Origin of the sequence: Acidovorax sp. SUPP3434, from assembly GCF_030159015.1 — a bacterium.
Classification (GTDB): Bacteria; Pseudomonadota; Gammaproteobacteria; order Burkholderiales; family Burkholderiaceae_C; genus Paracidovorax.
Genome location: NZ_BQXL01000003.1, coordinates 322,328 through 347,827, shown reverse-complemented (window position 1 = coordinate 347,827; position 25,500 = coordinate 322,328). Strand labels below are relative to the sequence as shown.

At 67.1% G+C, this 25,500-nt stretch carries 30 protein-coding genes; 14 read left to right on the top strand and 16 right to left on the bottom strand.

Annotated features, from left to right (window positions below):
- Positions 1 to 27: 27 nt before the first annotated feature.
- Together AVKW3434_RS07975 and AVKW3434_RS07970 are read left to right on the top strand one after the other, a co-directional pair.
- Positions 28 to 783 carry a HesA/MoeB/ThiF family protein gene (locus tag AVKW3434_RS07975; RefSeq protein ID WP_284405415.1) on the top strand — a complete coding sequence of 252 codons (756 nt, stop codon included), beginning with the start codon at positions 28 to 30 and terminating at the stop codon, positions 781 to 783.
- Positions 784 to 899: 116 nt separating this feature from the next.
- Entirely contained in the window at positions 900 to 1,304 is a 405-nt protein-coding gene (locus AVKW3434_RS07970; RefSeq protein WP_272565009.1) for a response regulator, read from the top strand.
- Positions 1,305 to 1,432: 128 nt separating this feature from the next.
- Here AVKW3434_RS07970 and AVKW3434_RS07965 read toward each other — a convergent pair whose 3' ends face one another.
- Positions 1,433 to 2,065, bottom strand: a complete 633-nt coding sequence (locus AVKW3434_RS07965) for a response regulator (RefSeq protein ID WP_092741509.1) — start codon at positions 2,063 to 2,065, stop codon at positions 1,433 to 1,435.
- 140 nt (positions 2,066 to 2,205) lie between these two features.
- Here AVKW3434_RS07965 and AVKW3434_RS07960 point away from each other — a divergent pair, with 140 nt between their 5' ends.
- From AVKW3434_RS07960 to AVKW3434_RS07935, 6 genes are all read left to right on the top strand, one after another.
- Positions 2,206 to 3,549, top strand: a complete 1,344-nt coding sequence (locus tag AVKW3434_RS07960; RefSeq protein WP_284405414.1) for a sensor histidine kinase — start codon at positions 2,206 to 2,208, stop codon at positions 3,547 to 3,549.
- Between the two features lie 231 nt (positions 3,550 to 3,780).
- Entirely contained in the window at positions 3,781 to 3,945 is a 165-nt protein-coding gene (locus AVKW3434_RS07955) for a DUF1328 domain-containing protein (protein ID WP_011796896.1), read from the top strand.
- A 60-nt stretch (positions 3,946 to 4,005) separates the two neighbouring features.
- Positions 4,006 to 4,404, top strand: coding sequence for a hypothetical protein (locus AVKW3434_RS07950; RefSeq protein ID WP_272565011.1), 399 nt, complete (start codon positions 4,006 to 4,008; stop codon positions 4,402 to 4,404).
- Between the two features lie 51 nt (positions 4,405 to 4,455).
- Positions 4,456 to 5,028 (top strand): ferritin-like domain-containing protein, encoded by a 573-nt coding sequence (locus tag AVKW3434_RS07945; protein WP_284393399.1) that lies wholly within the window; start codon positions 4,456 to 4,458, stop codon positions 5,026 to 5,028.
- A 112-nt stretch (positions 5,029 to 5,140) separates the two neighbouring features.
- Complete coding sequence (locus tag AVKW3434_RS07940) at positions 5,141 to 5,455, top strand: BON domain-containing protein (protein ID WP_092741513.1); 315 nt, start codon at positions 5,141 to 5,143, stop codon at positions 5,453 to 5,455.
- Between the two features lie 143 nt (positions 5,456 to 5,598).
- Entirely contained in the window at positions 5,599 to 6,723 is a 1,125-nt protein-coding gene (locus AVKW3434_RS07935; RefSeq protein ID WP_284405413.1) for a zinc-binding metallopeptidase family protein, read from the top strand.
- 21 nt (positions 6,724 to 6,744) lie between these two features.
- On the opposite strand, the gene coaD is transcribed toward AVKW3434_RS07935, so the two are convergent.
- From coaD to AVKW3434_RS07915, 4 genes are all read right to left on the bottom strand, one after another.
- Positions 6,745 to 7,242 (bottom strand): pantetheine-phosphate adenylyltransferase, encoded by a 498-nt coding sequence (gene coaD / locus AVKW3434_RS07930; protein WP_272565014.1) that lies wholly within the window; start codon positions 7,240 to 7,242, stop codon positions 6,745 to 6,747.
- Between the two features lie 180 nt (positions 7,243 to 7,422).
- Positions 7,423 to 8,067: a 16S rRNA (guanine(966)-N(2))-methyltransferase RsmD gene (gene rsmD, locus AVKW3434_RS07925; protein WP_502869043.1), complete on the bottom strand. Its 645-nt coding sequence runs from the start codon at positions 8,065 to 8,067 to the stop codon at positions 7,423 to 7,425.
- On the bottom strand, positions 8,064 to 9,413 hold the full coding sequence (locus tag AVKW3434_RS07920; protein WP_502869042.1) for a M16 family metallopeptidase: 1,350 nt from the start codon (positions 9,411 to 9,413) through the stop codon (positions 8,064 to 8,066). The genes rsmD and AVKW3434_RS07920 overlap by 4 nt, the downstream gene beginning before the upstream one ends.
- A 23-nt stretch (positions 9,414 to 9,436) precedes the next feature.
- Complete coding sequence (locus AVKW3434_RS07915) at positions 9,437 to 10,891, bottom strand: M16 family metallopeptidase (protein ID WP_284405412.1); 1,455 nt, start codon at positions 10,889 to 10,891, stop codon at positions 9,437 to 9,439.
- A gap of 29 nt (positions 10,892 to 10,920) precedes the next feature.
- Here AVKW3434_RS07915 and ftsY point away from each other — a divergent pair, with 29 nt between their 5' ends.
- The 5 genes from ftsY to AVKW3434_RS07890 all read left to right on the top strand — a co-directional run bounded on the left by ftsY (position 10,921) and on the right by AVKW3434_RS07890 (position 16,206).
- Positions 10,921 to 12,372 (top strand): signal recognition particle-docking protein FtsY, encoded by a 1,452-nt coding sequence (ftsY, locus tag AVKW3434_RS07910; RefSeq protein WP_284405411.1) that lies wholly within the window; start codon positions 10,921 to 10,923, stop codon positions 12,370 to 12,372.
- Positions 12,373 to 12,655: 283 nt separating this feature from the next.
- The gene (gene rpoH, locus AVKW3434_RS07905; RefSeq protein WP_272565019.1) at positions 12,656 to 13,597 is read left to right on the top strand and encodes an RNA polymerase sigma factor RpoH; all 942 of its coding nucleotides are present in this window, start codon (positions 12,656 to 12,658) and stop codon (positions 13,595 to 13,597) included.
- 132 nt (positions 13,598 to 13,729) lie between these two features.
- On the top strand, positions 13,730 to 14,746 hold the full coding sequence (locus AVKW3434_RS07900) for a Bug family tripartite tricarboxylate transporter substrate binding protein (RefSeq protein WP_272565020.1): 1,017 nt from the start codon (positions 13,730 to 13,732) through the stop codon (positions 14,744 to 14,746).
- A gap of 109 nt (positions 14,747 to 14,855) precedes the next feature.
- Positions 14,856 to 15,236, top strand: coding sequence for an oxidoreductase (locus AVKW3434_RS07895; RefSeq protein ID WP_284405410.1), 381 nt, complete (start codon positions 14,856 to 14,858; stop codon positions 15,234 to 15,236).
- A 94-nt stretch (positions 15,237 to 15,330) separates the two neighbouring features.
- Complete coding sequence (locus AVKW3434_RS07890; RefSeq protein ID WP_284405409.1) at positions 15,331 to 16,206, top strand: Crp/Fnr family transcriptional regulator; 876 nt, start codon at positions 15,331 to 15,333, stop codon at positions 16,204 to 16,206.
- Here AVKW3434_RS07890 and AVKW3434_RS07885 read toward each other — a convergent pair.
- From AVKW3434_RS07885 to AVKW3434_RS07865, 5 genes are read right to left on the bottom strand one after another with little or no spacing between them, the layout of a single operon-like run.
- The gene (locus tag AVKW3434_RS07885; RefSeq protein ID WP_284405408.1) at positions 16,146 to 16,754 is read right to left on the bottom strand and encodes an SCO family protein; all 609 of its coding nucleotides are present in this window, start codon (positions 16,752 to 16,754) and stop codon (positions 16,146 to 16,148) included. The genes AVKW3434_RS07890 and AVKW3434_RS07885 overlap by 61 nt on opposite strands.
- 5 nt (positions 16,755 to 16,759) lie before the next feature.
- Positions 16,760 to 17,671, bottom strand: coding sequence for a heme o synthase (cyoE, locus tag AVKW3434_RS07880; protein WP_284405407.1), 912 nt, complete (start codon positions 17,669 to 17,671; stop codon positions 16,760 to 16,762).
- Positions 17,668 to 18,873, bottom strand: coding sequence for a COX15/CtaA family protein (locus AVKW3434_RS07875; RefSeq protein WP_284405541.1), 1,206 nt, complete (start codon positions 18,871 to 18,873; stop codon positions 17,668 to 17,670). Before AVKW3434_RS07875 ends, cyoE begins: the two co-directional genes overlap by 4 nt.
- On the bottom strand, positions 18,873 to 19,622 hold the full coding sequence (locus AVKW3434_RS07870; protein WP_272565026.1) for an SCO family protein: 750 nt from the start codon (positions 19,620 to 19,622) through the stop codon (positions 18,873 to 18,875). The genes AVKW3434_RS07875 and AVKW3434_RS07870 overlap by 1 nt, the downstream gene beginning before the upstream one ends.
- Positions 19,564 to 20,334: an SURF1 family protein gene (locus tag AVKW3434_RS07865; RefSeq protein WP_284405406.1), complete on the bottom strand. Its 771-nt coding sequence runs from the start codon at positions 20,332 to 20,334 to the stop codon at positions 19,564 to 19,566. Before AVKW3434_RS07865 ends, AVKW3434_RS07870 begins: the two co-directional genes overlap by 59 nt.
- Positions 20,335 to 20,340: 6 nt before the next feature.
- Between AVKW3434_RS07865 and AVKW3434_RS07860 the strand changes: the two genes are divergently transcribed.
- Positions 20,341 to 20,571, top strand: coding sequence for a twin transmembrane helix small protein (locus tag AVKW3434_RS07860; protein ID WP_272549034.1), 231 nt, complete (start codon positions 20,341 to 20,343; stop codon positions 20,569 to 20,571).
- 111 nt (positions 20,572 to 20,682) lie between these two features.
- Here AVKW3434_RS07860 and AVKW3434_RS07855 read toward each other — a convergent pair whose 3' ends face one another.
- Genes AVKW3434_RS07855 through coxB form a run of 6 tightly spaced genes read right to left on the bottom strand, consistent with a single transcriptional unit; the run spans position 20,683 to position 25,443 of the window.
- Positions 20,683 to 21,564 carry a cytochrome c oxidase subunit 3 gene (locus AVKW3434_RS07855; protein ID WP_284405405.1) on the bottom strand — a complete coding sequence of 294 codons (882 nt, stop codon included), beginning with the start codon at positions 21,562 to 21,564 and terminating at the stop codon, positions 20,683 to 20,685.
- A 51-nt stretch (positions 21,565 to 21,615) separates the two neighbouring features.
- Positions 21,616 to 21,834 carry a DUF2970 domain-containing protein gene (locus tag AVKW3434_RS07850; protein ID WP_284405404.1) on the bottom strand — a complete coding sequence of 73 codons (219 nt, stop codon included), beginning with the start codon at positions 21,832 to 21,834 and terminating at the stop codon, positions 21,616 to 21,618.
- On the bottom strand, positions 21,831 to 22,454 hold the full coding sequence (locus AVKW3434_RS07845) for a cytochrome c oxidase assembly protein (RefSeq protein WP_502869041.1): 624 nt from the start codon (positions 22,452 to 22,454) through the stop codon (positions 21,831 to 21,833). The genes AVKW3434_RS07850 and AVKW3434_RS07845 overlap by 4 nt, the downstream gene beginning before the upstream one ends.
- A gap of 21 nt (positions 22,455 to 22,475) precedes the next feature.
- Positions 22,476 to 22,586 carry a cytochrome oxidase small assembly protein gene (locus tag AVKW3434_RS07840; protein ID WP_272549038.1) on the bottom strand — a complete coding sequence of 37 codons (111 nt, stop codon included), beginning with the start codon at positions 22,584 to 22,586 and terminating at the stop codon, positions 22,476 to 22,478.
- Between the two features lie 13 nt (positions 22,587 to 22,599).
- The gene (ctaD, locus tag AVKW3434_RS07835; protein WP_272549039.1) at positions 22,600 to 24,240 is read right to left on the bottom strand and encodes a cytochrome c oxidase subunit I; all 1,641 of its coding nucleotides are present in this window, start codon (positions 24,238 to 24,240) and stop codon (positions 22,600 to 22,602) included.
- Positions 24,241 to 24,273: 33 nt separating this feature from the next.
- The gene (coxB, locus tag AVKW3434_RS07830) at positions 24,274 to 25,443 is read right to left on the bottom strand and encodes a cytochrome c oxidase subunit II (protein ID WP_272565032.1); all 1,170 of its coding nucleotides are present in this window, start codon (positions 25,441 to 25,443) and stop codon (positions 24,274 to 24,276) included.
- Positions 25,444 to 25,500: the final 57 nt, after the last annotated feature.

Genomic DNA, 25,500 nt, shown 5'->3' with positions numbered 1-25,500 from the left:
TCGCTATCGCACCCGTTTCCAGCCCCCATGACAGACGATCAGCTACTGCGCTATTCGCGCCACATCATGCTCGACGAGATCGGGATCGAGGGCCAGGAGCGCATCCTGGCCGCCCACGCGCTCGTGATCGGAGCGGGTGGGCTGGGCTCACCCGCCGCCCTGTTCCTGGCCTCTGCCGGCGTGGGACGCATCTCCCTGGTGGACGACGATGTGGTGGATCTGACCAACCTGCAGCGCCAGATCGCCCATACCACGGAGCGTGTCGGAGAGCCCAAGGTGCACTCCGCCGCTCAAGCGCTGCAGGCTTTGAATCCGGGCGTGCGGTTGGACGCCATCCAGGCCCGGGCCGACAAGGAATGGCTCGATGACTGGGTGGGCCAGGCCACCGTGGTGCTCGACTGCAGCGACAACTATGCAACGCGCCATGCCGTGAACGCCGCTTGCGTGACCCACAGCAAGCCACTCGTCACGGGCGCCGCCATCCGATTCGACGGGCAGATCACCGTCATCGACCCGCGCGATCCACTATCGCCGTGCTACGCCTGCATCTTCCCGCCGGACACCGCATTCGAAGAAACCCAGTGCGCCACCCTGGGCGTGTTCGCGCCGATGGTCGGAATCGTCGGCGCCATGCAGGCGGGGGAAGCCCTGAAGCTCATCGTGGGGTTCGGCGAATCGCTGGCAGGGCGGCTCTCGATGCTCGACGGGCGTTCCATGGAATGGACTGTGATGAAAATTCCGCGCCATGGGCATTGCAGCGTATGTGGTCACGCCACACCGTAGGAAGAATCCTACCGGCTCAGCATGTTGCTACTGGCAGAATGACACATTGGTTCCCCATAAAGTGAAGCTGTGATCACATTCTCATTCTGCCTCCGTGATCCGGACTGGACCCCACAGTGAAACTGCGCACCTACATTGTTGAAGACAACGCCACCATCCGAGAAAACCTGATCGGCACGCTCGAGGAACTGGCGGAGGTGGAAGCCGTAGGCATTGCGGAGACCGAAGACGAAGGCAAAGAGTGGCTGGCCAACAATGCAGGCCAGTGGGACCTGGCCATCGTCGATCTTTTTCTGAGACAGGGAAGCGGTCTGGGGGTCTTGGCAGCGTGCCGCAATCGCACCGCAGGCCAGAAGATGGTGGTGCTCAGCAACTATGCAACGCCGGACGTTCGCATGCGCTGCGCCCAATTGGGCGTGGATGCAGTGTTCGACAAATCCAATGAGATCGACGCACTGGTCGAATACTGTGTAGAGCACAGCACGGCCCGCCAGGCCAACCCAAAATCCGCCACCGGCTGACGCTGAAGCCGGATTCAATGCCAAGCCGCGAGGGCGCGGTCATGGGACCAGGCTCAGGCTCTTTTTCCACCCATTCCATTTGAAAACGGCCACCGATTGCCCGGTGGCCGTTTTGCTTGGGTGCTGGTTCAATCGATCAGCTTGTTCTTCAGTGCGTAGTAGGTCAGGTCGCTGTTGGACGACAGCGCCATCTTTTCCATCAGGCGCGTGCGGTAGGTGCTCACGGTCTTCACGCTGAGCGACAACGACTTGGCGATGTCGCCCGCGGTTTCGCCCTTGGCCAGCTTGAGGAACACCTGGAACTCGCGCTCCGACAGTTGTTCGTGCGGCGGCGCATCGTCCTTGCGGTTGAGCTGCTGGGCCAGCAGATCGGCCACGGCAGGGGTCAGGTAGCGACGGCCCAGCGAGATCGTGCGAATGGCTTCGACGATCTCCTTGGGGTCGCATTCCTTGTTGAGGTAGCCGCTGGCACCCTGGCGAATCAGGTTGATGGCGTAGTGCTCCTCCGGATAGCCGCTGAGGATCAGGATGCCCATGTCGGGCGCCTTCGCACGCAGCATGGCCAGCGCATCGAGGCCGCTTTGGCCGGGCATCGACAAGTCCATGAGCAGCACATCGATCTCCTGTGCACGAACCAGATCGATCGCCTCGCGCCCATTGGACGCCTCACCCACCACCCGGAGGTCTACATGTTCTGACAAAAATTGTCGCAATCCCGAGCGGACAATCGCATGGTCATCCACAATGCCGATCTTGATCATTGAGCGTTCTTTCAAGGGGCAGCCAAACTGCCCGTTATCGTTCTGGTAGCCAATTCACCCGTTGCGGGCGTGCCTGCAGCGGAACACCGCTGGCTGGTGACATTATCCAGAAATCACCCGCCTGTCTTTCGGAGAAACCTATGCGTTGGTCCAATTTTCGCAAGATGGCAGTCAGCTTGCCCCTGGCACTGCTGGCTGCATCGGCGCTGGTTGGCATCAACGAGGCCGGTTATGACCGCTCGCACGATGCGGTCAGCGCCCTCTCTCGCACCTATACCACCCGCGCCGCGCTCGATCGCATGATGCAGAACATGCTCGATGCGGAGACCGGTCTTCGGGGCTATCTGCTGACCGGCGATGAGCGTTATCTCGAACCTTACGAGAAAGCCGCTTCCACCATCAACAGCAATCTGGACGAACTGCGCGCCATCTTCACCGCTTCCTCGGTCGAAGACCAGGAGGACTTCACGCAGCTGTCGCGGCAGATTTCCCGCAAGATGTCCGAGCTCGATCTGAGCCTGCGGCTGCGGCGCCAGGACAACGACGATGCGTGGAAGTTCGTGCTGTCCACCGACGTGGGCAAGGAGAACATGGATGCCATCCGTTCGCTCTCGGCCCGGCTGACGGAACGCAGCACCGACCGCACCAACCACAGCACGGAAGAGATCCTTCATTCTCTGATGCTGTCGCGCATCGGCATCGCGACCATGGCCGCCATCGGGCTGCTGGCGTTCTACATGTACCTGCGGCAGGCCAGCGCACTGCAGTCGTTCAACCAGCGCGAACAGGAAACCTTGGAGCGCGAGCGCGACCGGCTCGAACAGCTGGTACGGGAGCGCACCGCGTCCCTCACCGAACTGGCGAACCACTTGCAGCAGGTGCGCGAGGACGAACGCGGCCATCTGGCGCGCGAACTGCATGACGAGCTGGGCGCCCTGCTCACCGCGGCCAAGCTCGACGTGGCGCGCCTCAAATCCAGGGTGGATTCCCAGGCGCCCGAAATCGCCGAACGCCTCAAGCACCTGACCGACACGCTCAACAGCGGCATTGCGCTCAAGCGCCGCATCATCGAAGACCTGCGGCCTTCGTCGCTGTTCAACCTGGGGCTGACGGCATCGCTTGAAATCCTGGGCCGCGAGTTCGCGGAGCGCAGCAATGTGGAGGTGGACCTGAATCTGGAAGCGGTGGAACTGCCCGAATCCGTTCAACTGACCATCTACCGCATGGTCCAGGAATCGCTGACGAACATCGGCAAATACGCCAACGCCGGCAAGGTGCTGGTCGCCGTGCACAACTACCCCACGCACGTGGCGGTGCAGATCCGCGACAACGGCAGCGGCTTCGACACGGGCAAGGCCAACCCTTCCGCCCACGGCCTGATGGGCATGCGGCACCGGGTCGAGGCCGCTGGGGGCCGCCTGACCGTCACATCCGAGCCCGGTGAGGGAACCCTCGTTTCCGCAGTGCTGCCGCACGTGCACTGAGGGAACGAAGCGGGCCCAGGCGCAACGCCCGCAAGCTCCTTTTTGACCGGAATGGCCGCTGCCGGCCACCCGTGATTTTTGAGAGATCCTCCCTCATGGGCGGCGTCCTACATGGGTGCGCGCCAGGGACCGGCAGCCGCCCCGCACCGCGAAAACTACATTCAATCCCAGGCGCTGACCGATGCGCCCCCTACCAACCCGCCGGAACTTCTGGTGCAAGAGGAGATGGATATGTTGCATTACGCAGTGGTTTTCCTGGTGATCGCTTTGATTGCCGCACTTTTTGGCTTTGGCGGTATCGCTGCCGGCGCCGTTGGCATTGCGAAGATTCTTTTCTTCGTGTTCGTGATCATGGCTGTGGTCACCTTCGTGCTGAGCCTGCTCAAGCGCGGTTAACGCACTGAACGCACCGCGCACCGAAGCGCTCACCACTCCAAAACCCCAAGGAACCCAACCATGATCGACACCCAGAACGCCGCGAAAAAAGCCGTGGATTCCGCACACAACGCCGCAGACAGCGTGCTCGACTCCGCCAAGGACGCCGTGCAATCCACCCGCGACGCAGCCAACAACACCCTGGACAAGGCCGCACGCAAAGTGGACGAGTTGCATGGTGAGGTGAACCCGCTGATCGACGATCTCGCAGCCCGTGCGCAAGACCTCGCATCGCGCGGCATCTCCTACTGCGCAGACACCACCGAACGCGCCCGCCGCCAACTCAACCAGGCGGCCGATGTCACGACGCGCTATGTGGTCGAGCAACCCGGCAAATCGATGCTGCTGGCTGCCGCTGCGGGCGCCGCAGTGGCCACGCTGTGCCTGATGAGCCGCCGCCCCCGCCGCCACGAATATTGATTCCACTGGCAACTGCTTAAAACACTTCAATAACAAAGAGCGAGCGTCCCCATGTCCCCTGTCACCACCATCAACACGGCCAGCAATCCGGCGGCCCCTTCCGAGACCCTCGTGCTCGACGAAAAGGCGCTGCACTACGCAGCGACGCAGGATCTGGATGAAGGGGCTGTCACGCCCGCCTACGGCCCGCACCGCGATGCCATCGTGAAGCTGCTGAACGACGCGCTCGCCACCGAACTGGTGTGCGTGCTGCGCTACAAGCGGCACCATTTCACGGCGGACGGCATGGAGTCGCCAGCCATCGCGGCCGAATTCCTGGTGCATGCGAACGAGGAGTCCGCCCATGCGGACAAGATCGCGCAACGCATCGTGCAGCTCGGCGGCGAGCCCGATTTTTCGCCCAGCTCGCTCGAAGAGCGCAGCCATGCGGACTACGACGAATCGTCCGACCTCAAGGCCATGGTGCGAGCCAACCTGGTGGCCGAGCGGATCGCCGTGGAGGCCTATCGCCAGATGATCACTTTGATCGGCGACAAGGACCCGACGACACGCCGGATGCTGGAAGGCATCCTGGCCGACGAAGAAGAGCATGCCGACGAACTCAAGGACTGGCTGCAGCGCTGAAAGGCGACGCCGCCACCAAGAAACAGTTCATCGACCGCGGGGGGTGCAACAGGTCGGTGGGCTGCAGAATCCCAAAGCACCCGTGTTAACAAACCAAACCAAGGAAATAACCATGAAATACGCACGTGCCCTCGCTTTTGCAGCCCTCGCTGGCGCAACCATCATCTCCGCCGGTTGCTCGGTGGCGCGCGACCAGCAGACCGTCGGCTCCTACGTGGACGACGCCGGCATCACTACCGCTGTGAAGGCCAAGATGGCTGAAGACAAGTCCGTGTCCGCCACGTCCATCAGCGTCGAAACGCTGAACGGCACCGTGCAACTGTCGGGCTTCGCCAAGTCGCAGACCGAAAAGAACACGGCCGAATCCATCGCACGCAACACCAAGCACGTGCGTGACGTGCGCAACAGCATCGTCGTGCGTCCTTGAGGCCACAGCAGGCCCACGTGGCCTGCGGAAACCTTGCAAACACAGGCTCTTCGGAGCCTGTTTTTGTTTCGCCAACCCCTTGGGTTGCCACAGGCTTGCCGCAAGTGCAATGCAAGATTCCTCACAGGCTCTAAGCTCGCACCATGCAGGTATTCAATTGCGACCAATGCGGTCACCTCGTTTTCTTCGACAGCGTCCAATGTTTGCATTGCGGCGCCAAGCTCGCCTTCCTGCCAGACCAATTGACGATGGCCGCGTTGGTGCCCGCGGTATCGGGCCTGCGTGACGACTCCGACCTGTGGGAGCGGGTGGCGGACGCCGGCCGGGGCAGTGCCCAGCCGCTGTACCGGCTGTGCCACCACCGCACCGCGCACCGCGCCTGCAACTTCGCGCTGCAGGGCGACGACCCGCAGGCCCTGTGCGTGTCCTGCCGGCAGACGCGCATCCTCCCCGACCTGTCGGAGCCCGCCAACCTGCGCCGCTGGAAGCAGATCGAACACGCCAAGCGGCAGCTGTACTACACGCTGGCCAAGCTGGGCCTGGAGCCCGCGCCCCCCGGCGAAAGCCCGGCGTTCGAATTCCTGGCCGACCAGCCGGGATACCCCGTGATCACCGGGCATTCGAGCGGCACCATCACCCTCAACATCGCCGAAGCCGACGACGACGAACGAGCACGCCGCCGGCTGGCGCTGCACGAGCCCTACCGCACGCTGATCGGCCACCTGCGGCACGAATCCGGGCATTTCTACTGGGACCGGTTGCTGCGCGACCAGGGCAAGCTGGACCACTTCCGTGCCGTGTTCGGCGACGAGCGGCAGGACTACGGCGCGGCGCTGCAGGCCTACTACGCCAGCAGCCCGCACCTGCGGGACTGGGGCGACCACCATGTGAGCGCCTACGCCACGGCCCACCCGTGGGAAGACTGGGCCGAGACCTGGGCGCACTACCTGCACATGGTCGATCTGCTGGAGACGGCGTCGAGCTACCGCACCGGGCTTCAGATCCCGAAGCCCAAAGCGGGCGCGGCACGGCGCTTCACGATGAACGACCCATTCGCCACGCAATCCCCGGATTTCGATGCGATGGTCAGCGAGTGGGTGCCACTCACCCTGCTGCTCAACAGCCTGAACCGCAGCCTGGGCCAGCAGGATGCCTATCCGTTCGCCCTGTCGTCCGGGGCGCTCGCCAAGCTGCGCTTCGTGCACGAACTGGTGCAGTCCGCCCGCAACCGAGCGCGGCCCGAACCGATGAAAGCACTGCAAGCCTGACGCGCCGGCCGCCAAAGCGCCTCAAGACGACTGCGCGCGCACCTTCACGGCCAGGCGTTCGGACACTTCCGGGGAAACGAACTTGTCCACCTCGCCGCCCAGCAGGGCGATCTCGCGCACGAAGGTGCTGCTGATGAACTGGAACTTGTCGCTGGGCGTGAGAAAGACGGTTTCCACCTCGGGCATGAGGCTGCGGTTCATGCCGGCCAGTTGGAACTCGTAGTCGAAATCGGTCACGGCGCGCAGGCCACGCACCATGGCCTTGCCGCCGCGCTCGACCACGAAGTCGCGCAACAGGCCGGAGAAGGTCTCGACCTGCACCTGCGGATAGGCGCGCACCGCTTCACGGACCATCTCGATGCGCTCTTCCAGGCTGAACAGGGTCTTCTTGTGGTGGCCTGCCGCCACGGCCACGATCACCCGGCCGAAGAGCTGCGTGGCGCGGCGCACCACGTCTTCATGGCCCAGCGTGATGGGATCGAAGGTGCCGGGATAGATGGCGAGGACGTTCTGGGCCATGGCGTGGTCGCTCCTTTGCGGTCTGGCGGAAGGGGGCACACGCGGTTGGGCGGGCGCAGGGGCGGATTATGCAGCGGGCGGAAAGGCTGCCCCGGCGGCAGTGATGGCCGCGAGCACTACAAGCAAAAAATGCCTCCAGCGCATATTCCACTAGGGCATTACGCTACAAATTCAATAGCATCATTGTTTTTGGAGCAGATGGGCATGCACGGCGCCGGCCTTCAGATGGCGGTGCACCGCCAGCCCCAGCTCTGCCAGGGCGGCCTCGTCCCAGGCCTGCGGTGCTTCCAGGTAGATGAACCCCTGGGCCGCAACCGCCTGGGCCGCCGCGGCCAACGCAGGCTCGAACAGAGCGCCGTCGAACGGCGGGTCCAGAAACACCAGGTGCAGGCTGCCCGGCGCGCAGTGCCGCAGCGCGGCCACGCCATCGCCCCGCTGCACCCGCACCGCCAGGGCCTGCAGGCGCTGCTGCAGCGTGTGCAGTTGCTCGACCAGCGCCGGATCGTTCTCGACCAGTTGCACGGCCGTGGCGCCGCGCGAGGCGGCTTCGAACCCCAGGGCGCCCGTGCCCGCGAAGGCGTCAAGGCAGCGCCAGCCGGTCAGGTCCTGACCCAGCCAGTTGAAGAGCGTCTCGCGCACCCGGTCGGGCGTGGGGCGCAGGCCGGGGCGTTGCGCCACGGGCAGGCGCGTGCGCTTCCATTGCCCGCCAATGATGCGGACCTCGCCCGCGCCTTTCACCGCGGGCGCCTTGGCCGCGGGCTTCTTCGCGGCGACCCCCGACCTGGCCGGCGCTGCCGGCGCGGCGCGGCGTGCGGGCCGGTTCAAGGCTGGCCCCCGACCACCACGGTGACCATGCGATCGGGCTGCAGCTTGCGCGCCATGGCGGCGCGCACATCTGCGGCCGTCAGGGCCTGCACGCGGTCGGTCCAGTGCTCCAGGTAATCCAGCGGCAGGTCGTTCCACGCGATGTTGACGACGTTGGCCAGCAGCTTGCGGTTGCTGTCGATGCGCAGCGCGAAGCCGCCGATCAGGTTGTCCTTCGCGGCCTTGAGCTGGGCCTCGGTCGGGCCTTGCGCCACGAAGCGCGCAAGCACGTCACGCGATACCTTCACGGCCTCGGCGGCCTGGTCGGGGCGGGTCTGCAGCCCGACCAGGAAGACGCCGGTGTTCAAGCCGGGCGAGAACTGGCTGTACACGCTGTAGCTCAGGCCGCGCTTTTCGCGCACCTCGCTGGTCAGAATCGAGGTGAATCCGCCGCCGCCCAGGATGTGGTTGCCCACGAGCAGGGCCAAAAAGTCCGGGTCGCGCCGCGCGAAGCCCGGCTGGCCGATTAACACATGGGCCTGCGCCGAGGCGAAGGGAATGTCCTGCTGCACCGGCGCGGCCAGCGCCTGCACTTCGGGCACGGGCGGCAGCGGCTGGCAGGTGGCGGGATCGCGCGCGGGCATCTGCGACAGCAGCGTGGCCACCAGCGCCTGCGCCTGTGGGCGCGTGACGGCCCCGACGATGCTCACGCGGGCCCGGCAGGTCTCGACGCGCCCATGGTAGGCCTGCATGTCGGCGATCTCGATGCGCCCCAGGGTGTCGGGCGTCGTGCGCTGGCCGTAGGGGTGGGTGCCGTACACCGCGCTGCCGAAGGCCTTGGCCGCGGCCGTGCCGGGGCGGGTTTCGGACTCTTTCAAAGCGGCGGCCCAGCGCGAACGCTCGCGCTGCCAGATGTCCTGCGGAAAGCTCGGCTGGGCCAGTTGCCGGGCTGCGAGCCGCGCCGCGCGGTCCAGCAGGTCAGGCTCGGTGAGCGAGCGCAGCGAAAAGCTCAGGCCGTCGCGGTCGGCCGCGGCCTCGAAGCTCGCGCCCAGATCGGCCCAGGCTTCGCCGAGCGCGTTTTCGTCCATGGCGGGTTCATCGCCCTGGGCGCGCACGCCCTTGGACGACATGGCCGCCACGGCACTCGCCAGGCCCGCCTGCGCGGCCGGGTCGCGGCGCGCGCCGGCATCGAAGTCCACCTGCACGTCAACCATCGGAATGGCCGGGCTCTCCACCAGCCAGACCCGGGCGCCGCTCGGCTCCGTCCAGTGCTGGATGGGCAGCAGCGCCCAGGCGGGGTGGGCCAGGCACAAGGCCCCGGCAAAGGCGAGGCACGCGCGTGCGGCCATGCGTTGAAAGGTTTTCATGGGGGGTGTCCTGCGCGTTCTCATCAATGCATCCGCCCGTCGGCGCCGGCTGCGGGGGCGGCGCGCTTGGCGCCAGGGGCCATGGGTTGCGGCAGCAGCGTGCCCACGGTGAGCTGGTCGTCCCCGAAGTAGCGGGCCGCCACCGATTGCACCTGGGCAGGCGTCACCGCGCGCAGCAGGGCGATCAGGCGCGCGTCGGCGTCGGGGGGCAGGCCCTGCACCCAGTTGCTGCCCAGGTCGCTGGCCTGGCTTTGCAGCGAATCGCGCTGGTAGATGGTGGAGGCGGCCCACTGCGTCTTCACGCGGGCCAGTTCGGCCTCGCTCACGCCTTCGCGGGCGATGCGGGCGACCTCGGCGCGCAGGGCGTCCTCGACCTGCTGCGGGGTCTTGCCGGGGGCCGGCACGCCGGTCAGCAGGAACACGCTGGGGCCGCGGCCCACGACGGAAGCCGAACTGTCCGAACTGTCGGCCACACGGTCGGGGCCCTGGCTCAAGGCGCGCTCCAGGCGCGCACCGTCGTAGCCGCTGAGCACGGCCGACAGCACCAGCAGCGACAACGCATCGCGGTCGCTGTCGGCCATGTTCTCCAGGCGCGTGATGCTCGGCGCGCGGAACGCCAGGGCCACGTAGGCCTGCTCGGCCGGGGCCTTGTAGGCGATGCGGCGGATGCCCTGCTGCACGGGCTCCACGCGCGGCTTGCGGGTCGGCACGGCGCGCACGGGAATGCGGCCGTAGTACTTTTCGGCCAGCACGCGGACCTTGTCGGGGTCCACGTCGCCGGCCACCACCACGACTGCGTTGGCCGGCACGTACCACTGGCGGTGGAAGGCGCGCACGTCGTCGGCGGTCATGGCATCGAGATCGCTCATCCAGCCGACGACGGGCCGGCGGTAGGGCGAGGCGATGAACGTGGCGGCATAGAGCTGCTCGATGAGCGCGGCCCGGGGCTGGTCTTCGGTGCGCATGCGGCGCTCTTCCTTGACCACCTCGATCTCGCGCTTGAACTCGGCGTCGGGCCACTGGTTGTTGGCGAAGCGGTCGGCTTCGAGCTTCATCACGTCTTCCAGCCGGTTCGCGGGGATCTGCTGGTAATAGCCGGTGTAATCGCGGCTGGTGAAGGCGTTTTCCTGCCCGCCCAGCGCAGCCACGCGGCGCGAGAACTCGCCCGGCGGCACGGTCTTGGAGCCCTTGAACATCATGTGCTCCAGCGCGTGGGCCACGCCGGAGGTGCCGTCCACCTCGTCCATCGCGCCGACCCGCAACCAGACCATGTGCACCGCCGTGGGCGCCCGGCGATCGGGCTGCACGAGCAGCTGCATGCCGTTCTTCAAGGTGAATTGCCGAACCCCCGTGGACGGCGGGCGCTGCGCCTGCGTGTCCTGGGCCGAGGGAGGAAGGGGGGTGGGAGCGGACAGCGGGGTTTGGGCCCCGGCATGCACGCAGGCCAGCAGGCCCAGAAGGGTGATAGCGCGTTTCATAGAATGGATGCGATTCTAAGAACCCTCCAATGTTCAGTTTTTTCAAGAAAAAGCCCGCCGCCCCCACCGAGCCGCAAGCCCCCCATCCCGCGGAGGCTGCGCCAGCGGTTTCCGTGCCTGCAACGCCTGCCGCCGACGCGCTCTCGCCGCCCTCTGCAGCCCCTTCGAGTGCCCCTGCGGCCTCCGGGGGCTTCGGGTGGCTGAAGAACCCGTTTGCGAAGGCGCCGGTGGAGGTGCCGGTGGCGCCGCCGCCCGTCGTTCATCCCCCGGTGCAGCCGCCAGCCCCGGTCGCGGCGCCCGTGCCCACCGCACCAATCGCGCTTGGGGCACCCGTGGCACCCACGGCACCCGCACCGGCTGCGGTTCCGCCCCCCTCTCCCGCACCCATCACGCCCCCCGTGGCAGCCCCTGTGGTGGCACCTGTGCCGGCCCCTGCGGTACCCACGGTGTCCCGGGCTCCCGCGCCTGTTTCCACGCCTGTCGTGCCCCCGGTGCCCGCCCCGGTGGCGGCGCCCGCCGTGCAGGTCCCCCCACCGGTGATGCCCATCCCGGCCGCACCACCCGTGCAGCCCGCGCCCGCCGAGCGCAAGGGCTGGATGGACCGCCTGAAGAACGGCCTGCGCAAGACCGGCAGCAGCATCGCCACGGTCTTCACCGGCACCCAGATCAACGACGCGCTGTACGAAGAGCTGGAAGAGGCCCTGCTGATGGCCGACACCGGCGTGAAGGCCACGCAGCACCTGCTGGACGACCTCAAGCGCCGTGTCAAGGACACCAAGACCACCGATCCGGCCGCCGTGAAGGCCCTGCTGGCCGAGGCCCTGGCCGACCTGCTGCGGCCGCTGGAAAAATCGCTGGTCATCGGCCGCTACACGCCCACCGTGATCATGGTGGCGGGGGTCAACGGCGCGGGCAAGACGACCTCCATCGGCAAGCTGACCAAGCACCTGGCCAATGAGGGCGCAGCGGTTCTGCTGGCCGCGGCCGACACCTTCCGGGCGGCGGCGCGCGAGCAACTCGGCGTCTGGGCCGACCGCAACACGGTCGAGATCGTGAGCCAGGACGGCGGCGATCCTGCGGCGGTGAGCTTCGATGCCGTCACCGCCGGCAAGGCGCGCGGCAAGGACGTGGTGCTGGTCGATACCGCCGGGCGTCTGCCGACGCAGCTGCACCTGATGCAGGAATTGCAGAAGATCAAGCGCGTGGTCACCAAGGCGGATGCGACGGCGCCGCACGAGGTGCTGCTGGTGATCGATGGCAACACGGGGCAGAACGCACTGGCCCAGGTGCGCTCCTTCGACGATGCGCTGCAACTCACTGGCCTGATCGTGACCAAGCTCGACGGCACGGCCAAGGGCGGCGTGCTGGCCGCCATCGCGCAGGAACGTCCCATTCCGGTGTACTTCATCGGCGTGGGCGAGAAGCTGGAAGACCTGGAAACCTTCAACGCCAAGGAATTCGCGCAGGCGTTGCTGACTTGACGGGCCTGCGAGCGAAGTCCGAAGCCCCTTGCCATGCGTGCCGGGGGGCTGGGCGACGGGGGCGGATTGGTGCCATCCGGTGAATTGATTGTTCACGAAACAAAGTTTTTGGATTTTTTCGCTATCAATTCAATAGCATCACGCCCTTTGAATTGCTGCGCTGACGCCCTTTTTTCCGACAATGACGCGTCTCCCACGTCCTACGCCGGTGCGGGAACTAGTCCCTTAGCACTCCCTCATATGGAGTGCTAACATGAATGTCATGGAAGAAAGGATCTCTGGAATGACGCTTCAATCTGGAACCGCAGCCACTGCTCTGGCTCCCGCCAATCCTTGGGCGCTCATCCCTCCCTTGGGCAATCTGGACGCTTATATCTCGGCGGTGAACCGCCTTCCGCTGCTCACGGCGGAAGAAGAACGCACATACGCGCGCCAGCTCAAGGACAACAACGATGTGGATGCCGCCGGCCGCATGGTGATGTCGCACCTGCGCCTGGTGGTCTCGATCGCCCGCCAGTATCTTGGCTACGGCCTGCCGCACGGCGACCTGATCCAGGAAGGCAACGTGGGCCTCATGAAGGCCGTCAAGCGTTTCGACCCCGATCAGAACGTGCGCCTGGTGAGCTACGCCATGCACTGGATCAAGGCCGAGATTCACGAATACATCCTGAAGAACTGGCGCATGGTCAAGGTGGCCACGACGAAGTCGCAGCGAAAGCTGTTCTTCAACCTGCGCTCGATGAAGCAGGGTTTCAAGGCCGATGCGGCCGCCGCTGACGCAGCCACCCACCGCGATACGCTCTCCGAGCGCGAAATCGATGCGGTGGCGCAGCACCTGAACGTCAAGCGCGAAGAGGTCATCGAGATGGAAACCCGCCTGTCGGGCGGCGACGTGATGCTGGACCCCTCGCCCTCCGATGACGGCGAACAGGCTTACGGCCCCATCGCCTACCTGGCCGATGGTGCCCACGAGCCCACCGCCATGATCGAATCGCGCCAGCGCGATGCCCTGGCCACCGACGGCATCGCCGCCGCCCTCTCGGGCCTGGACGATCGCAGCCGCCGCATCGTGGAAGAGCGTTGGCTCAAGGTGAACGACGACGGCTCCGGCGGCATGACGCTGCACGAACTGGCCGCCGTGTACGGCGTGAGCGCCGAACGCATCCGCCAGATCGAAGTGGCCGCGATGAAGAAGATGAAGAAGGCCCTGGTCGAGTACGCCTGACCCACGGTCCACCCGCCTTTGCGGGCGGGCCGGCATGGCGATAATCCCGAGCGCGCAATCCCCTGTGGATTGCGCGCTTTTTTCATGGGACGCCGGCTGCCGGTGCCCCCGATCTCCAAGGACACGACCCCCATGACTTTTCCTGCCGTTCGACGCCGCACGCTGATGGTGGCCCTTTCGCTCGCCGGCGCCCTGGGCACGGCCACGGCCCAATCGGCGCCCGGCGCACTGGCGACGCCGGGGTGGCCGAGCAAGCCGCTGCGCATCATCGTGGGCTTTCCGCCGGGATCGTCGCCCGACCTGACGGCGCGCACGTTCTCCGAGCCGCTGGCGCAGGCGCTCGGCCATCCGGTGATCGTGGAAAACAAGGTGGGCGCGGGCGGAAACATCGGCGCCGATGCGGTGGCCAAGGCGACCGACGGCCACACCATCGGCCTGTTCATCAACGGCAACCTGACGATCGCCAAGCTGCTCAACCCGGCCGTGCCTTACGACCCGCAGAAGGACCTCGCGCCGCTGAGCCTGGTGGGCACTTCGCCGCTGGTGCTGACCGCCCCGGCCTCGCAGCCGGACGTGCCGGCCCATGCCGATGCGCGCGCGTTTCTCGCAGCGGCGCGGCAGGCCGGCAGCCGCTGGAGCTACGGCACGCCGGGCGTGGGAACGGTGGGCCACCTGGGTACGGAACTGCTCAAGGCCCGCGCCGGCATCGCGCCAGTGCACGTGCCCTACCCCGGCTACCCGCAGGTGGCCACGGGCATGCTGGGCGGGCAGCTGCAGATGGCGCTGCTGCCGCCCGCGCTGGCCCTGTCGCAGGAACGCACGGGCAAGCTGCGCCTCATCGGCGTCACCTCGGCCGGTCGCAGCACGCTCGTGCCTGGCGTGCCCAGCCTGGCGGAGGCCGGCGTGCCGGACCTGAACCTGGAGATCTGGAACGCATTCGCGGCGCCGGCCACCATGCCCGCTGCGGTGCAGGCGCGGCTGTCGGCGCTGATCGCCGACATCGCCCGCAGCCCCGACGTGCGGGCCAAGCTGTTCCAGCAAGGCTGGCAGGTGGCCGGGACCTCGCCGCAGGGGCTGGCGAACCGCATCCAGGCGGACACCGCGCTCATGGCCCGCGTGATCCGCACGCAGGGCATCCGGGCCGACTGACGCCCTGCCCCGGTGGGGTGCGCTGCGCCTCCACCGATGTTGATGCAGATCATGCCCCGCGGAGCCCGTGGCCGGCAGACTGGCGCCTTCGTGATTTCCAAGGCACGCCATGCAGCCCTTTCGCATCCTCGTCATCGGTGCCGGCCACACCGGCACCCCGCTGTTGCAGCAATTGCTGGCAGCGCCGTTCGTCTCCGTGCTCGGGGTGGCGGACCTGAACCTCTCCCTGCCCAGCATCGAGCTGGCGCGCAGCCACGGCGTGCCCGTGACCTCCGATTTCATGGGATTGCTGGCGGCGCACGGCAGCGCCGCGGACATCGTGATCGATGTGACGGGCCAGCCGGCGGTGCGTGACGCGCTGCGCCGGCACATGGTGGACACGGGCAACCAGCAGACGGTCATCCTGCACGAGACCATCGCGCTTTTGCTGATGTCGCTGTCGGCCGGCCAGCGCATCGAAAGCCGCCACGGCGAACTGGCCTACGCCTGAGCACCCGGCCCGCTCCGTCCATCACCATCGCAAGCGATTGCTATTATTTTTATAGCGATATGCCGGGAGAAATCATGCCCTGGAGGCCGTTTTCGTGCTGAGTCTGCGCACCCGGCCCCACGGCGCCACGGCGACCGAAGAGGGCGCGCCCCTGCCTCCGTGCCACACCTGCGCCGGCCGCTCGCACTGCCTGCTCGGCCGGGCCCCGCGCGAGGTCCAGATGGCGGGCCGCGTGGTGGAGCGGCGCTTTCGCAAGGGCGAAACGCTGGCGCGCCAAGGCCAGTCCGCGCCGGTGCTGCAGATCCTCAAGGTCGGTACGGTGCTGCTGCACCGCCGGGGCGCCGAGGGCATCGACCGGCCCGTGGGCCTGGCGGGCTGCGGCCATGCCCTGGGCACGACGGCGCTGTTCGCGGCGCCCGCGGAGCTGTCGGGCACGGCCCTGGGTGAGGGCCGGCTGTGCGAAGTGTCGGCAGAAGCCCTGCGCTCGCCCCGCCACGGCGCTGCAGCTTCGGGTTGGCTGGAGGCGCTATCGCGCGAGAACGCACGGGCGCAGGCGCAGCTTGCGGACTGGTCGGGGCTGCTGCGCATGCGCGGGGCCACGGCGCGACTGGCGGGCGCCCTGCTATTGCTGGCCGATCTGCAGCGCAGCACCCTGGTTCGGCTGCCCACGCAGGCGATGCTGGCCGCACTGCTGGCCACCACGCGCGAGACGGTCGCCCGGGGGCTCGCGCACATCGCCCTGACGGGTGGGCTGGTCCGGCATGACCGCTGGCACTGCGCCATCGTGCGGCCCCGCCTCGCGGCCCTGGCGCGCGGCATGGCCGAGCCGGTGTCGGGCCCGGTGGCCGGTGCTGCCTGGCGCCCGGGGGCGGCGGTGGTGGGGCAAGCCGACGCGGCCGCCCCGCCGCCTCAGCCCTCGTTCAGCAGGGCCCGCACATCGGCGGCCAGCGCCTGCGCACCGCTGCCGTAGCGGTTGTACACGCGCAGGCGGCCGGCGGGGTCGTACACGTAGCTGCCGGCCGAATGGTCCATGGTGTAGCTCGTGGGCGTCTTGCCGTCGACCTTCTTGTAGTAGATCTTGAAGTCCTTGGCCACGGCGGCCAGTTGCTCGGGGCTGCCACGCAGCGCGAGGAAAGTGGGGTCGAAGTTGGCCATGTAGGCCTTGAGCACCTCGGGCGTGTCACGCTCGGGGTCCACGGTGACGAAGATGCCCTGGAGCCGGTCGCCGTCCGCGCCCAGCGAGCGCTTGACCTCCGCCAGTTCCACCATGGACGTGGGGCACACGTCGGGGCACTGGGTGTAGCCGAAGAACACCACCACGACCTTGCCTGCGAAGTCCTTGAGGTGGCGCGGCTGGCCGTTGTGGTCGGGCAGGGGCAGGTCCTTGGCGTAGTCGGCGCCGGTGATGTCCACGCCCTTGAACTCCGGGCCCTTCTTGGAGCAAGCCGCCAACAGGCCACCAGCGCTTACCAGCCAAGCGCTGGCAGCTATTCTTCTAAGAGCAATGCGTTTATTCATGGCGATCACAGCACGTAGTGGTCCACCAGCAGCGCGGCGAACAGCAGGCTCAGGTGGATGAGGGAAAAGCGGAAGGTCTCGCGAGCGAGCGCATCCGAGTAGCGGCGCCACAGCCGAAAGCCATAGGCGCAAAAGCCCAGGCTGAGCATCACGGCGGCAGCCAGATAGATCCAGGAACTCATGCCGTACACGAAGGGCATGAGGCAGCCCGCGAAGAGGATCAGCGTGTACAGGAACACCTGCAGCCGCGTGAACTCGTTGCCGTGCGTGACGGGCAGCATCGGCAGGCCCGACTTGCGGTAGTCCTCCACGCGGTACAGCGCCAGGGCCCAGAAATGCGGGGGCGTCCACAGGAAGATGATGAGGAACAGGATGAGCGCCTCGGGCGCCACGTCGCCCGTCATGGCCGACCAGCCCAGCACCGGCGGCATGGCGCCCGAGGCGCCGCCGATCACGATGTTCTGCGGCGTGAGCGGCTTGAGGATCACCGTGTACACCACCGCGTAGCCGACGAAGGTGGCAAAGGTGAGCCACATGGTGAGCGGGTTGACCCACCGGTAGAGCACCAATGAACCCGCTGCGCACAGCGCCGCCGAGAACAGCAGCGTCTGCGTGTTGGACAGCTCGCCCTTGGCGGTGGGCCGCCAGGCGGTGCGCTTCATCTTCGCGTCGATGCCCTGCTCCACGATGCAGTTGAATGCCGCGGCGGCGCCTGCCACGAGCCAGATGCCCGCACAGGCCACGGCCATGTGCGCCCACTGCGCGCCGCTGGGCATGCCGGGCACGGCCAGCACCATGCCGATGAAGGCGCAGAAAACGATCAGCTGGACCACGCGCGGCTTGGTCAGCGCATAGAACTGCGCCGCGCGCGACGGCATGCTGGTGATCGGAGGGGAGGTGGCGGGAGCAGCGCTCATGCGGAGATTCTCGTTGCGCCCGTGGGCGCGGTTGTCGGTGTGCCGGCAGCGGCGGCCAGGGGACGGGCGGCGCCCACGGCGCGGCTGGCGGCCAAGGCCCAGGTGAGGACCACGACCAGGGCCGCGGCGCCGCCGGTGTGCAGCACGGCGGCCACGAGGGGCCAGTCCAGCACCACGTTGGACAGGCCGGTGGCGAACTGCATCAGCGCCAGGCCCGCGATCCAGCGCGCCTGGGCCGGCAGCAGCGCGGCGCGGTGCAAGCGCCAGGCCAGCAGCCCGAGGGCCAGCAGCACGGCGTAGGCCGCCAGCCGGTGCGCATAGTGGATGGCCGTGAGGCCCGCGAAGGTGATGTGGCTGCCGTCCTGCAGCAGGCCCAGCGGCCGCCAGATCTCGAAGCCCTGGCCGAAGGCCATGTCGGGCCACCAACTGCCCTGGCACGTGGGGAACGTGGTGCAGGCCAGCACCGCATAGTTGGTGCTCACCCAGCCGCCGAGCACGATCTGCACCGCCAGCAGCACGGTGGTCGCCACCAGCAGGCCCCGCAGGCCGCGGCCCAGCGCCACGGGCGGGACGCCGCGCGCGGCATGCGTCTCGCGCACGGCCTGCACGCACAGCAGCGCCAGCAGCACCAGTCCGCCGATCAGGTGCAGCGTCACGATGGCGGGAAAGAGCTTCATGGTCACCGTGAGCGCGCCGAATGCGCCCTGCAGGCAGACCCACACCAGCGTCGCCGTGGGCCACCAGGGGCTCAGGGCGGGCGGCGGACCCTGGCGCCTGGCCGCGCGCGACCGCTGCCACCACGCGCCGACGGTGAGCACGATGATGAGCATGCCCACGCCGCTGGCCAGGTAGCGGTGGATCATCTCCACCCAGGCCTTGCCGTGGGTGACCGGGCCAGTGGGCATGGCCTGCTGGGCGGCGGAGATCTCGGCATGCGCGCCCAGCGGGCTGGCGTTGCCGTAGCAGCCTGGCCAGTCGGGGCAGCCCAGGCCCGAATCGGTGAGCCGGGTGAAGGCGCCGAACAGCACCAGATCGAAGGTGAGGAACAGGGTCAGCACGGTGAGCGCCTGCAGGCGCCGCACGCGCGAGGTGCCGCGGTTGCGCAGCCACACCCAGGCCAGCGGCCCGAGCGCGATCACCGCGCCCAGCAGCACCATGCGGGCGAGAGGGGCCAGGTCGTACAGCGGCTGGGCGTCCTGCATCATGGCGCTCCGGTGCGGCCGGGCTGGTCCCACGAGGCCGAGGCGCGCATCAGCCGCTCCAGGTCCCGCTTGGCCTTGGCGGCCCCGGCGGCGTCCAGGCCCGCCGGAAAACGCATCATCCAGTGGCCCATGGGATCGACGACGTAGAGATGGTCTTCGATCGCGTGGCCGGTGGCGGGCGCAAGCCACGCGGACAGCGCCTGCGCGTCCACCCGCAGCACCTGGGCCTTTTGCAGGCCCGGCTGGATCTCGGGCGGCGGCGCGGCGCCATCGGTCACCAGCCAGACCCAGTCGATGCGGTCCTTGTCTTTGCCCAGGCTTTCGCGCAGCTGGCGCTGCAGATACAGATGGTTCTGGCAGGGGGTGCCGCAGGCGCCGGGCGCCACGCTCACGAGCAGCCACTGGCCCTGCAGCTGGTCGAGCCGACCGGGAGCGCCGTCGAGGGCGGTGGTCGCCATGCCCGCCGGCATCGCGCGCTGGGGGGCGATGAGCTCGCCGAAATTGCGCCGCCCTTCGGGCCGCAGCACGTAGTAGGTGAAGTACGAGGCCACCACCGGCGCGGCGCACACCAGCAGGATGCCCAGCATCTTCCAGCGCCCCTGGCGTGACTGCTGCACGGCCGCCATGGCCCCGCCTGCGGGCGGCAGGCTGTGCACCGTGAGACCCAGCGGATGGGCGCCCTGGGGCGCGTCAGGCGGCAGGCTGGCGGCGTGGGCGAAGGAAGCGTCGGACGATTTGGAACCAGACATAGAGGATTGCCACCAGGCCGCAAAGCCCGAACCATTGGACGGCGTAGCCGTAGTGTTTTTCGACCCCGGCGTCGATGACGGGCCAGTCGCGCTGCAACCCGTCGCTCGCGGCCCCCGTCTGCAGCACGGTGAGTGGCGCCAGGGCCAGGCCGGTCTCGCCGCGATAGGCCGCCAGGTCGAGATTTTGCCGGATGCGGGAAGACCCCTCGGCGCTGCCGGTGGCGCCGACTTCGTACAGCCGCGATGGCGCCGCCGCGATGCGGCCTTCCACCTCGGTGTCGCCCGCCGGCGTGGGGATCTGGGGCAACTGGGTGCGGTCCTGGAAATTGCGCGGCACCCAGCCACGCTGCACCAGCACGCTGGTGGCACTGCCCTGCAACTGCAGCGGCGTGAGGACGAAGAACCCCGGCCGGCCCTGCATCTGGCGGTTGTCCAAAAAAACGGTGTGGGCGGGCAGCCAGCGGCCGCGCAGCACGATGCGGCGGTGCACCAGCGGGTCGTCCGGCCCCGTGGCCGCAGGCAGGGCCGCGAGCGTGGCGCCCTCCAATGGCGGCCGGGCCGAACGCGCGTCGATGGCGGCTTGCAAGGCTTCCTTCTGCGCCGCGCGGGACAGCTGCCAGCGCCCGAGCGACGCGGTCGCGGCCATGGCCAGCACGGCGGCCAGGCTGACCAGCCAAAATTGCAGGCCAAGTCGGCGTCTTGCAGATGTCACGGGATAATGCGCTCCATGAAATACGTGGTGGTGCTGGCCTTCCTGGCCATTCTGGCGAGCCTCGGTTCCGCGCTGTTCTTCATGATGCGCAACGGCCGCAACGACAAAGCCCGCAGCGGCCACATGGCCCGCGCGCTCGCCGTCCGCGTGGGGCTGTCGATTCTGCTCTTCCTGTGCCTGCTGGCGGCCTGGAAGCTGGGCTACATCCAGCCCACCGGACTGCCGGCCACGCGCTGAGCGCCACCTGGTCTGCCAGGCATCGCCCATGGGCCGCGGCGGGCACCGAAGCACCGCCGCAAAAAAAGCGCCCTGCGGCGCTTTTTTCGTCGGGCCGCCGAGGGGCCTGGATTACAGCCAATAGACCAGCACGTACAGGCCCAGCCACACCACGTCCACGAAGTGCCAGTACCAGGCGGCGCCTTCGAAGCCGAAATGCTTTTCCGGTGTGAAGTGGCCCTTTTGCAGGCGCAACGTGATGAACAGCAGCATCAGCATGCCCACGAACACGTGAAAGCCGTGGAAGCCAGTCAGCATGAAGAAGGTGGAGCCGAAGACCCCGGAGCTGAGCTTGAGGTTCAGGTCGGTGTACAGGTGGTAGTACTCGTAGCCCTGCACGCACAGGAAGACGATGCCCAGCAGCACGGAGGCCCACATGAAGGCGATGGTCTTGCCGCGGTGGTTTTCGCGCAGCGCATGGTGCGCGATGGTCAGCGTAACGCCGGAGGTCAGCAGCAGCGCCGTGTTGATCGTGGGCAGCCAGAACGGGCCGACCGTCTGGAAGGGCTCCACGATGCCGGCGGGCGATGCGGTCATGCCCGCCGCCATGCTGGGCCACACGGCCTTGAAGTCGGGCCACAGCAGCGCGTTGTCCAGGCTGCCCAGGGCCGGCACCGAATGGGAGCGCGCCCACCACAGAGCGGTGAAGAAGGCGCCGAAGAACATCACCTCCGAGAAGATGAACCAGCTCATGCTCCAGCGGTAGGACAGATCGATCTTGTGCCCGTACAGGCCGCCCTCGCTCTCGCGCACGGCATCGCGGAACCACTGGTACAGCACGAACAGCCACCACACCATGCCCAGGGCGAGCGAATACTTGCCCCAGTCATGGCCGTTGACCCACTGGCCCGCGCCCAGGATCACGAAGAACAGGCCGGCCGCCGCCATCACCGGATGGCGCGATTCGGCGGGCACGTAGTAGTACGGGGTCGTGCCGGGGGTAGATGCACTCATGTCAGCTCCTGAATCTCAAATCGTTGTTATCCGTCGGGCTGCGGCCGTCCATCAGACGACCCAGTTGACCAGCGCGATCAGCCCGACCACCAGCAGCAGCGCCGCGGCCAGGCCGACGGCGATGATGTGGATGGGGTTCAGCCGCTCCACGTCCTGCTGGTATTCCGAGCCCTTGCGCAGGCCGATGAACGACCACGCCACCGCCCGCACGGTGCGCAGCAGCGAGCCCTTGCGGCGCACCGGCGATTCGCCGGGGCTGCGCGGGCTCACGATCCGGCCCCCTGCGGCACCAAGCCGGCCGGCAGCGCGGCCGTGGGCTCGGTGGGCGCGGGCGGCGTCTTGCCGCCCACCTCGAAGAAGGTATAGGACAGGGTGATGGTGGTCACGTCCTTGGACAGGCGCGGGTCGATCACGAACGCCACGGGCCATTGCTTTTTTTCGCCCGGCTCCAGCACGTACTGGTTGAAGCAGAAGCATTCGAGCTTGTTGAAGTGAGCGGCCGCCTGCCGGGGCGCGTAGCTCGGGATGGCCTGCGCGGCCATGCGGCGGTTCTGCACGTTCTGGAACTCGTACATCACCGTGGCCAGCTCGCCCGGGTGCACCTGCAGCGAGCGCTGCGCGGGCTTGAAGTCCCACGGGCCGCGCGCGTTGGCGTCGAACTCCACGGTGATGGTGCGGCTCTTGTCCACCTGCGTGTTCGCGGGCACCTTCACATCGCGGCCCGCCACCCCGTTGCCCGGCACCTGCCGCTCGGACAGCGACAGGATGTTGATGCCGGTCATCTCGCAGATGTGCTTGTAGATGGGAATGAGCACGTAGCCGAAGGCGAACATGCCGACCGAGATCACGGCCAGCTTGCCCACCATCTTGGCGTTTTCAGTGCGGAACATGCCCATGGCGCGTCCAGGCTTTCAGCGGGCCAGCCAGGCCATCTTGACCATGAAGCCGACGAAGAAGGCCACGGCCACCGAGGCCAGGATCAGCGCCATGCGCCGGTTGGACTTCTTTTGCTCGGGGGTCATTGCCAGTCCCTCCTCAGCCGATCACGCGGGTGGCCGAGGCGTCCAGCTTCGGAGGCGTCTCGTACGTGTGGAAAGGCGCCGGCGAAGGCACTTCCCATTCGAGGCCCTCGGCCCCTTCCCACGGGCGTTGCGGCGCCACTTCGCCCTTGCCGCGCATCGCGGGCACCACGATGAACAGGAAGAAGTACACCTGCATCAGGCCAAAGCCGAACGCGCCGATGGAGGCCAGCATGTTGAAGTCGGCGAACTGCATGGGGTAGTCCGCATAGCGGCGCGGCATGCCGGCCAGGCCCAGGAAGTGCATGGGGAAGAACGTCACGTTGAACGTGATGAGCGAGCCCCAGAAGTGGATGCGGCCCCGGGTTTCGCTGTACATCACGCCGGTCCACTTCGGCGCCCAGTAGTAGTAGGCGGCGAACATGGAGAACAGCGAGCCGGCCACCAGCACGTAGTGGAAGTGGGCCACCACGTAGTAGGTGTCCTGCAGCTGGATGTCGATGGGGGCCATCGACAGGATCAGCCCGGTGAAGCCGCCCATGGTGAACACGAAGATGAAGCCCACGGCGAACAGCATCGGGGTCTCGAACGTCATGGAGCCGCGCCACATGGTGGCGATCCAGTTGAAGATCTTCACGGCCGTGGGCACCGAGATCAGCATGGTGGCGTACATGAAGAACAGCTGGCCGGTCACGGGCATGCCGGTCGTGAACATGTGGTGGGCCCACACGATGAACGACAGGATGGCGATGGACGAGGTGGCATACACCATGGAGGCATAGCCGAACAGCCGCTTGCGCGAGAACGCCGGCACGATCTGGCTGATGATGCCGAAGGCCGGCAGGATCATGATGTACACCTCGGGGTGGCCGAAGAACCAGAAGATGTGCTGGTACATCACCGGGTCGCCGCCGCCGGCGGGGTTGAAGAAGCTGGTGCCGAAGTGGCGGTCGGTCAGCGTCATGGTGATGGCGCCGGCCAGCACGGGCATCACGGCGATCAGCAGGTAGGCGGTGATGAGCCAGGTCCAGGCGAACATCGGCATCTTCATCAGCGTCATGCCGGGGGCGCGCATGTTCAGGATGGTCACGATGATGTTGATCGAGCCCATGATGGACGAGGCCCCCAGGATGTGCATCGCGAAGATGCCGGCATCCATCGACGGGCCCATCTGCAGCGTGAGCGGCGCATACAGCGTCCAGCCCGCCGCCGGCGCACCGCCGGGCATGAGGAACGAGGTCACCAGCATGATGGCCGCCGGGATCATCAGCCAGAAGCTGAAGTTGTTCATGCGCGCGAAGGCCATGTCGGATGCGCCGATCTGCAGCGGAATCATCCAGTTCGCAAAGCCCACGAACGCCGGCATGATGGCGCCGAACACCATGATCAGGCCGTGCATGGTGGTGAGCTGGTTGAACAGCTCGGGGTTCACCAACTGCAGGCCGGGCTTGAACAGCTCGGCGCGGATCAGCAGCGCCAGGATGCCGCCCACCATCAGCATGGTGAACGAGAACAGCAGGTACAGCGTGCCGATGTCCTTGTGGTTCGTGGCGAACACCCAGCGCCGCCAGCCCGTCGGGCCGTGGTGGTGGTGATCGCCGTGGCTGTCGTGTGCGTGGCCGCCCGCGTGACCGTGGTTGTCGAGAACTGCGCTCATCTTGGATTCCTCAGTGCGTTGGGGCGTGGGTGGCTATTTGCCACGCTGGGCCAGGATCTCGGACGGCTGCACGATCTGCCCCGTCTTGTTGGACCAGGCGTTCTTGGTGTAGCTCACCACGGCCGCCAGATCGGTATCGCTCAACTGCGCCCAGGAGGGCATCGCGCCGTTGGCGGCGCCCTTGAGCACGATGTGGATCTGCTGGGTGTGGTCGTCGCTCTTGACGATGGCGGAGCCGTCCAGCGGCTTGATGGGGCCCGCGCCCTTGCCGTTGGCCTGGTGGCAGGCCGCGCAGTTGGCGGCATAGACCTTCTCGCCGCGCGGCAGGATGTCCTGCAGCGTCCACACCTTGCTCGGGTCGTCCAGCTTGGCCGCGGCCTTCTTCTTCTCGCCGGCCACCCACTGGGTGTAGTCGGCGGCAGACACGACCTTCACGTGGATGGGCATGTAGGCGTGTTCCTTGCCGCACAGCTCGGCGCACTGGCCGTAGTAGTCGCCCACCTTGTCGGCGCGGAACCAGGTGTCGCGCACGAAGCCGGGAATCGCATCCTGCTTGATGCCGAAGGCCGGCACCATGAACGAGTGGATCACATCGTTGGCGGTGGTGATCACCCGCACCTTCTTGCCCACGGGCACCACCAGGGGGTTGTCCACCTTGAGCAGGTAGTCGGCCGGCGCGTTGCTCACGTTGCCGCTGTCGGACATGCGGCGGTGGCTGCTGTCGAGCGTGGAGATGTAGGCCAGGCCCTGGCCTTCGCCGGTGATGTAGTCGTAGCCCCACTTCCACTGGTAACCAGTGACCTTGATGGTCAGGTCGGCGTTGGTGGTGTCCTTTTGCGCCACGAGCACCTTGGTGGCGGGCAGCGCCATGAGGATCACGATGATGAAGGGCACGATGGTCCAGATGACTTCGACGGTCACGGACTCATGGAAATTGGCCGGCTTGACGCCGCGCGACTTGCGGTGCTTCCAGATCGAATAGAACATCACCGCGAACACGGCGATGAAGATCACCGTGCAGATGATGAGCATCATCCAGTGCAGGAACTGCTGCTCCTCGGCGATGCGGGTGACCGGAGGCGCCAGGTTCAATTGGTTGACGGCCGGGCCACCGGGAAGATCCTGCACGGCGTGGGCTGCGGTGCCCACCCATGCACCCGCCATCAGCAGCAAAGAAGCCAGCTTGTTGGAAATGCTCTTCATAGTTCTCACTTCTAAGCCTCAATTAACCAATCCCTGGGCGCCCCCGCGTGGGGTCGG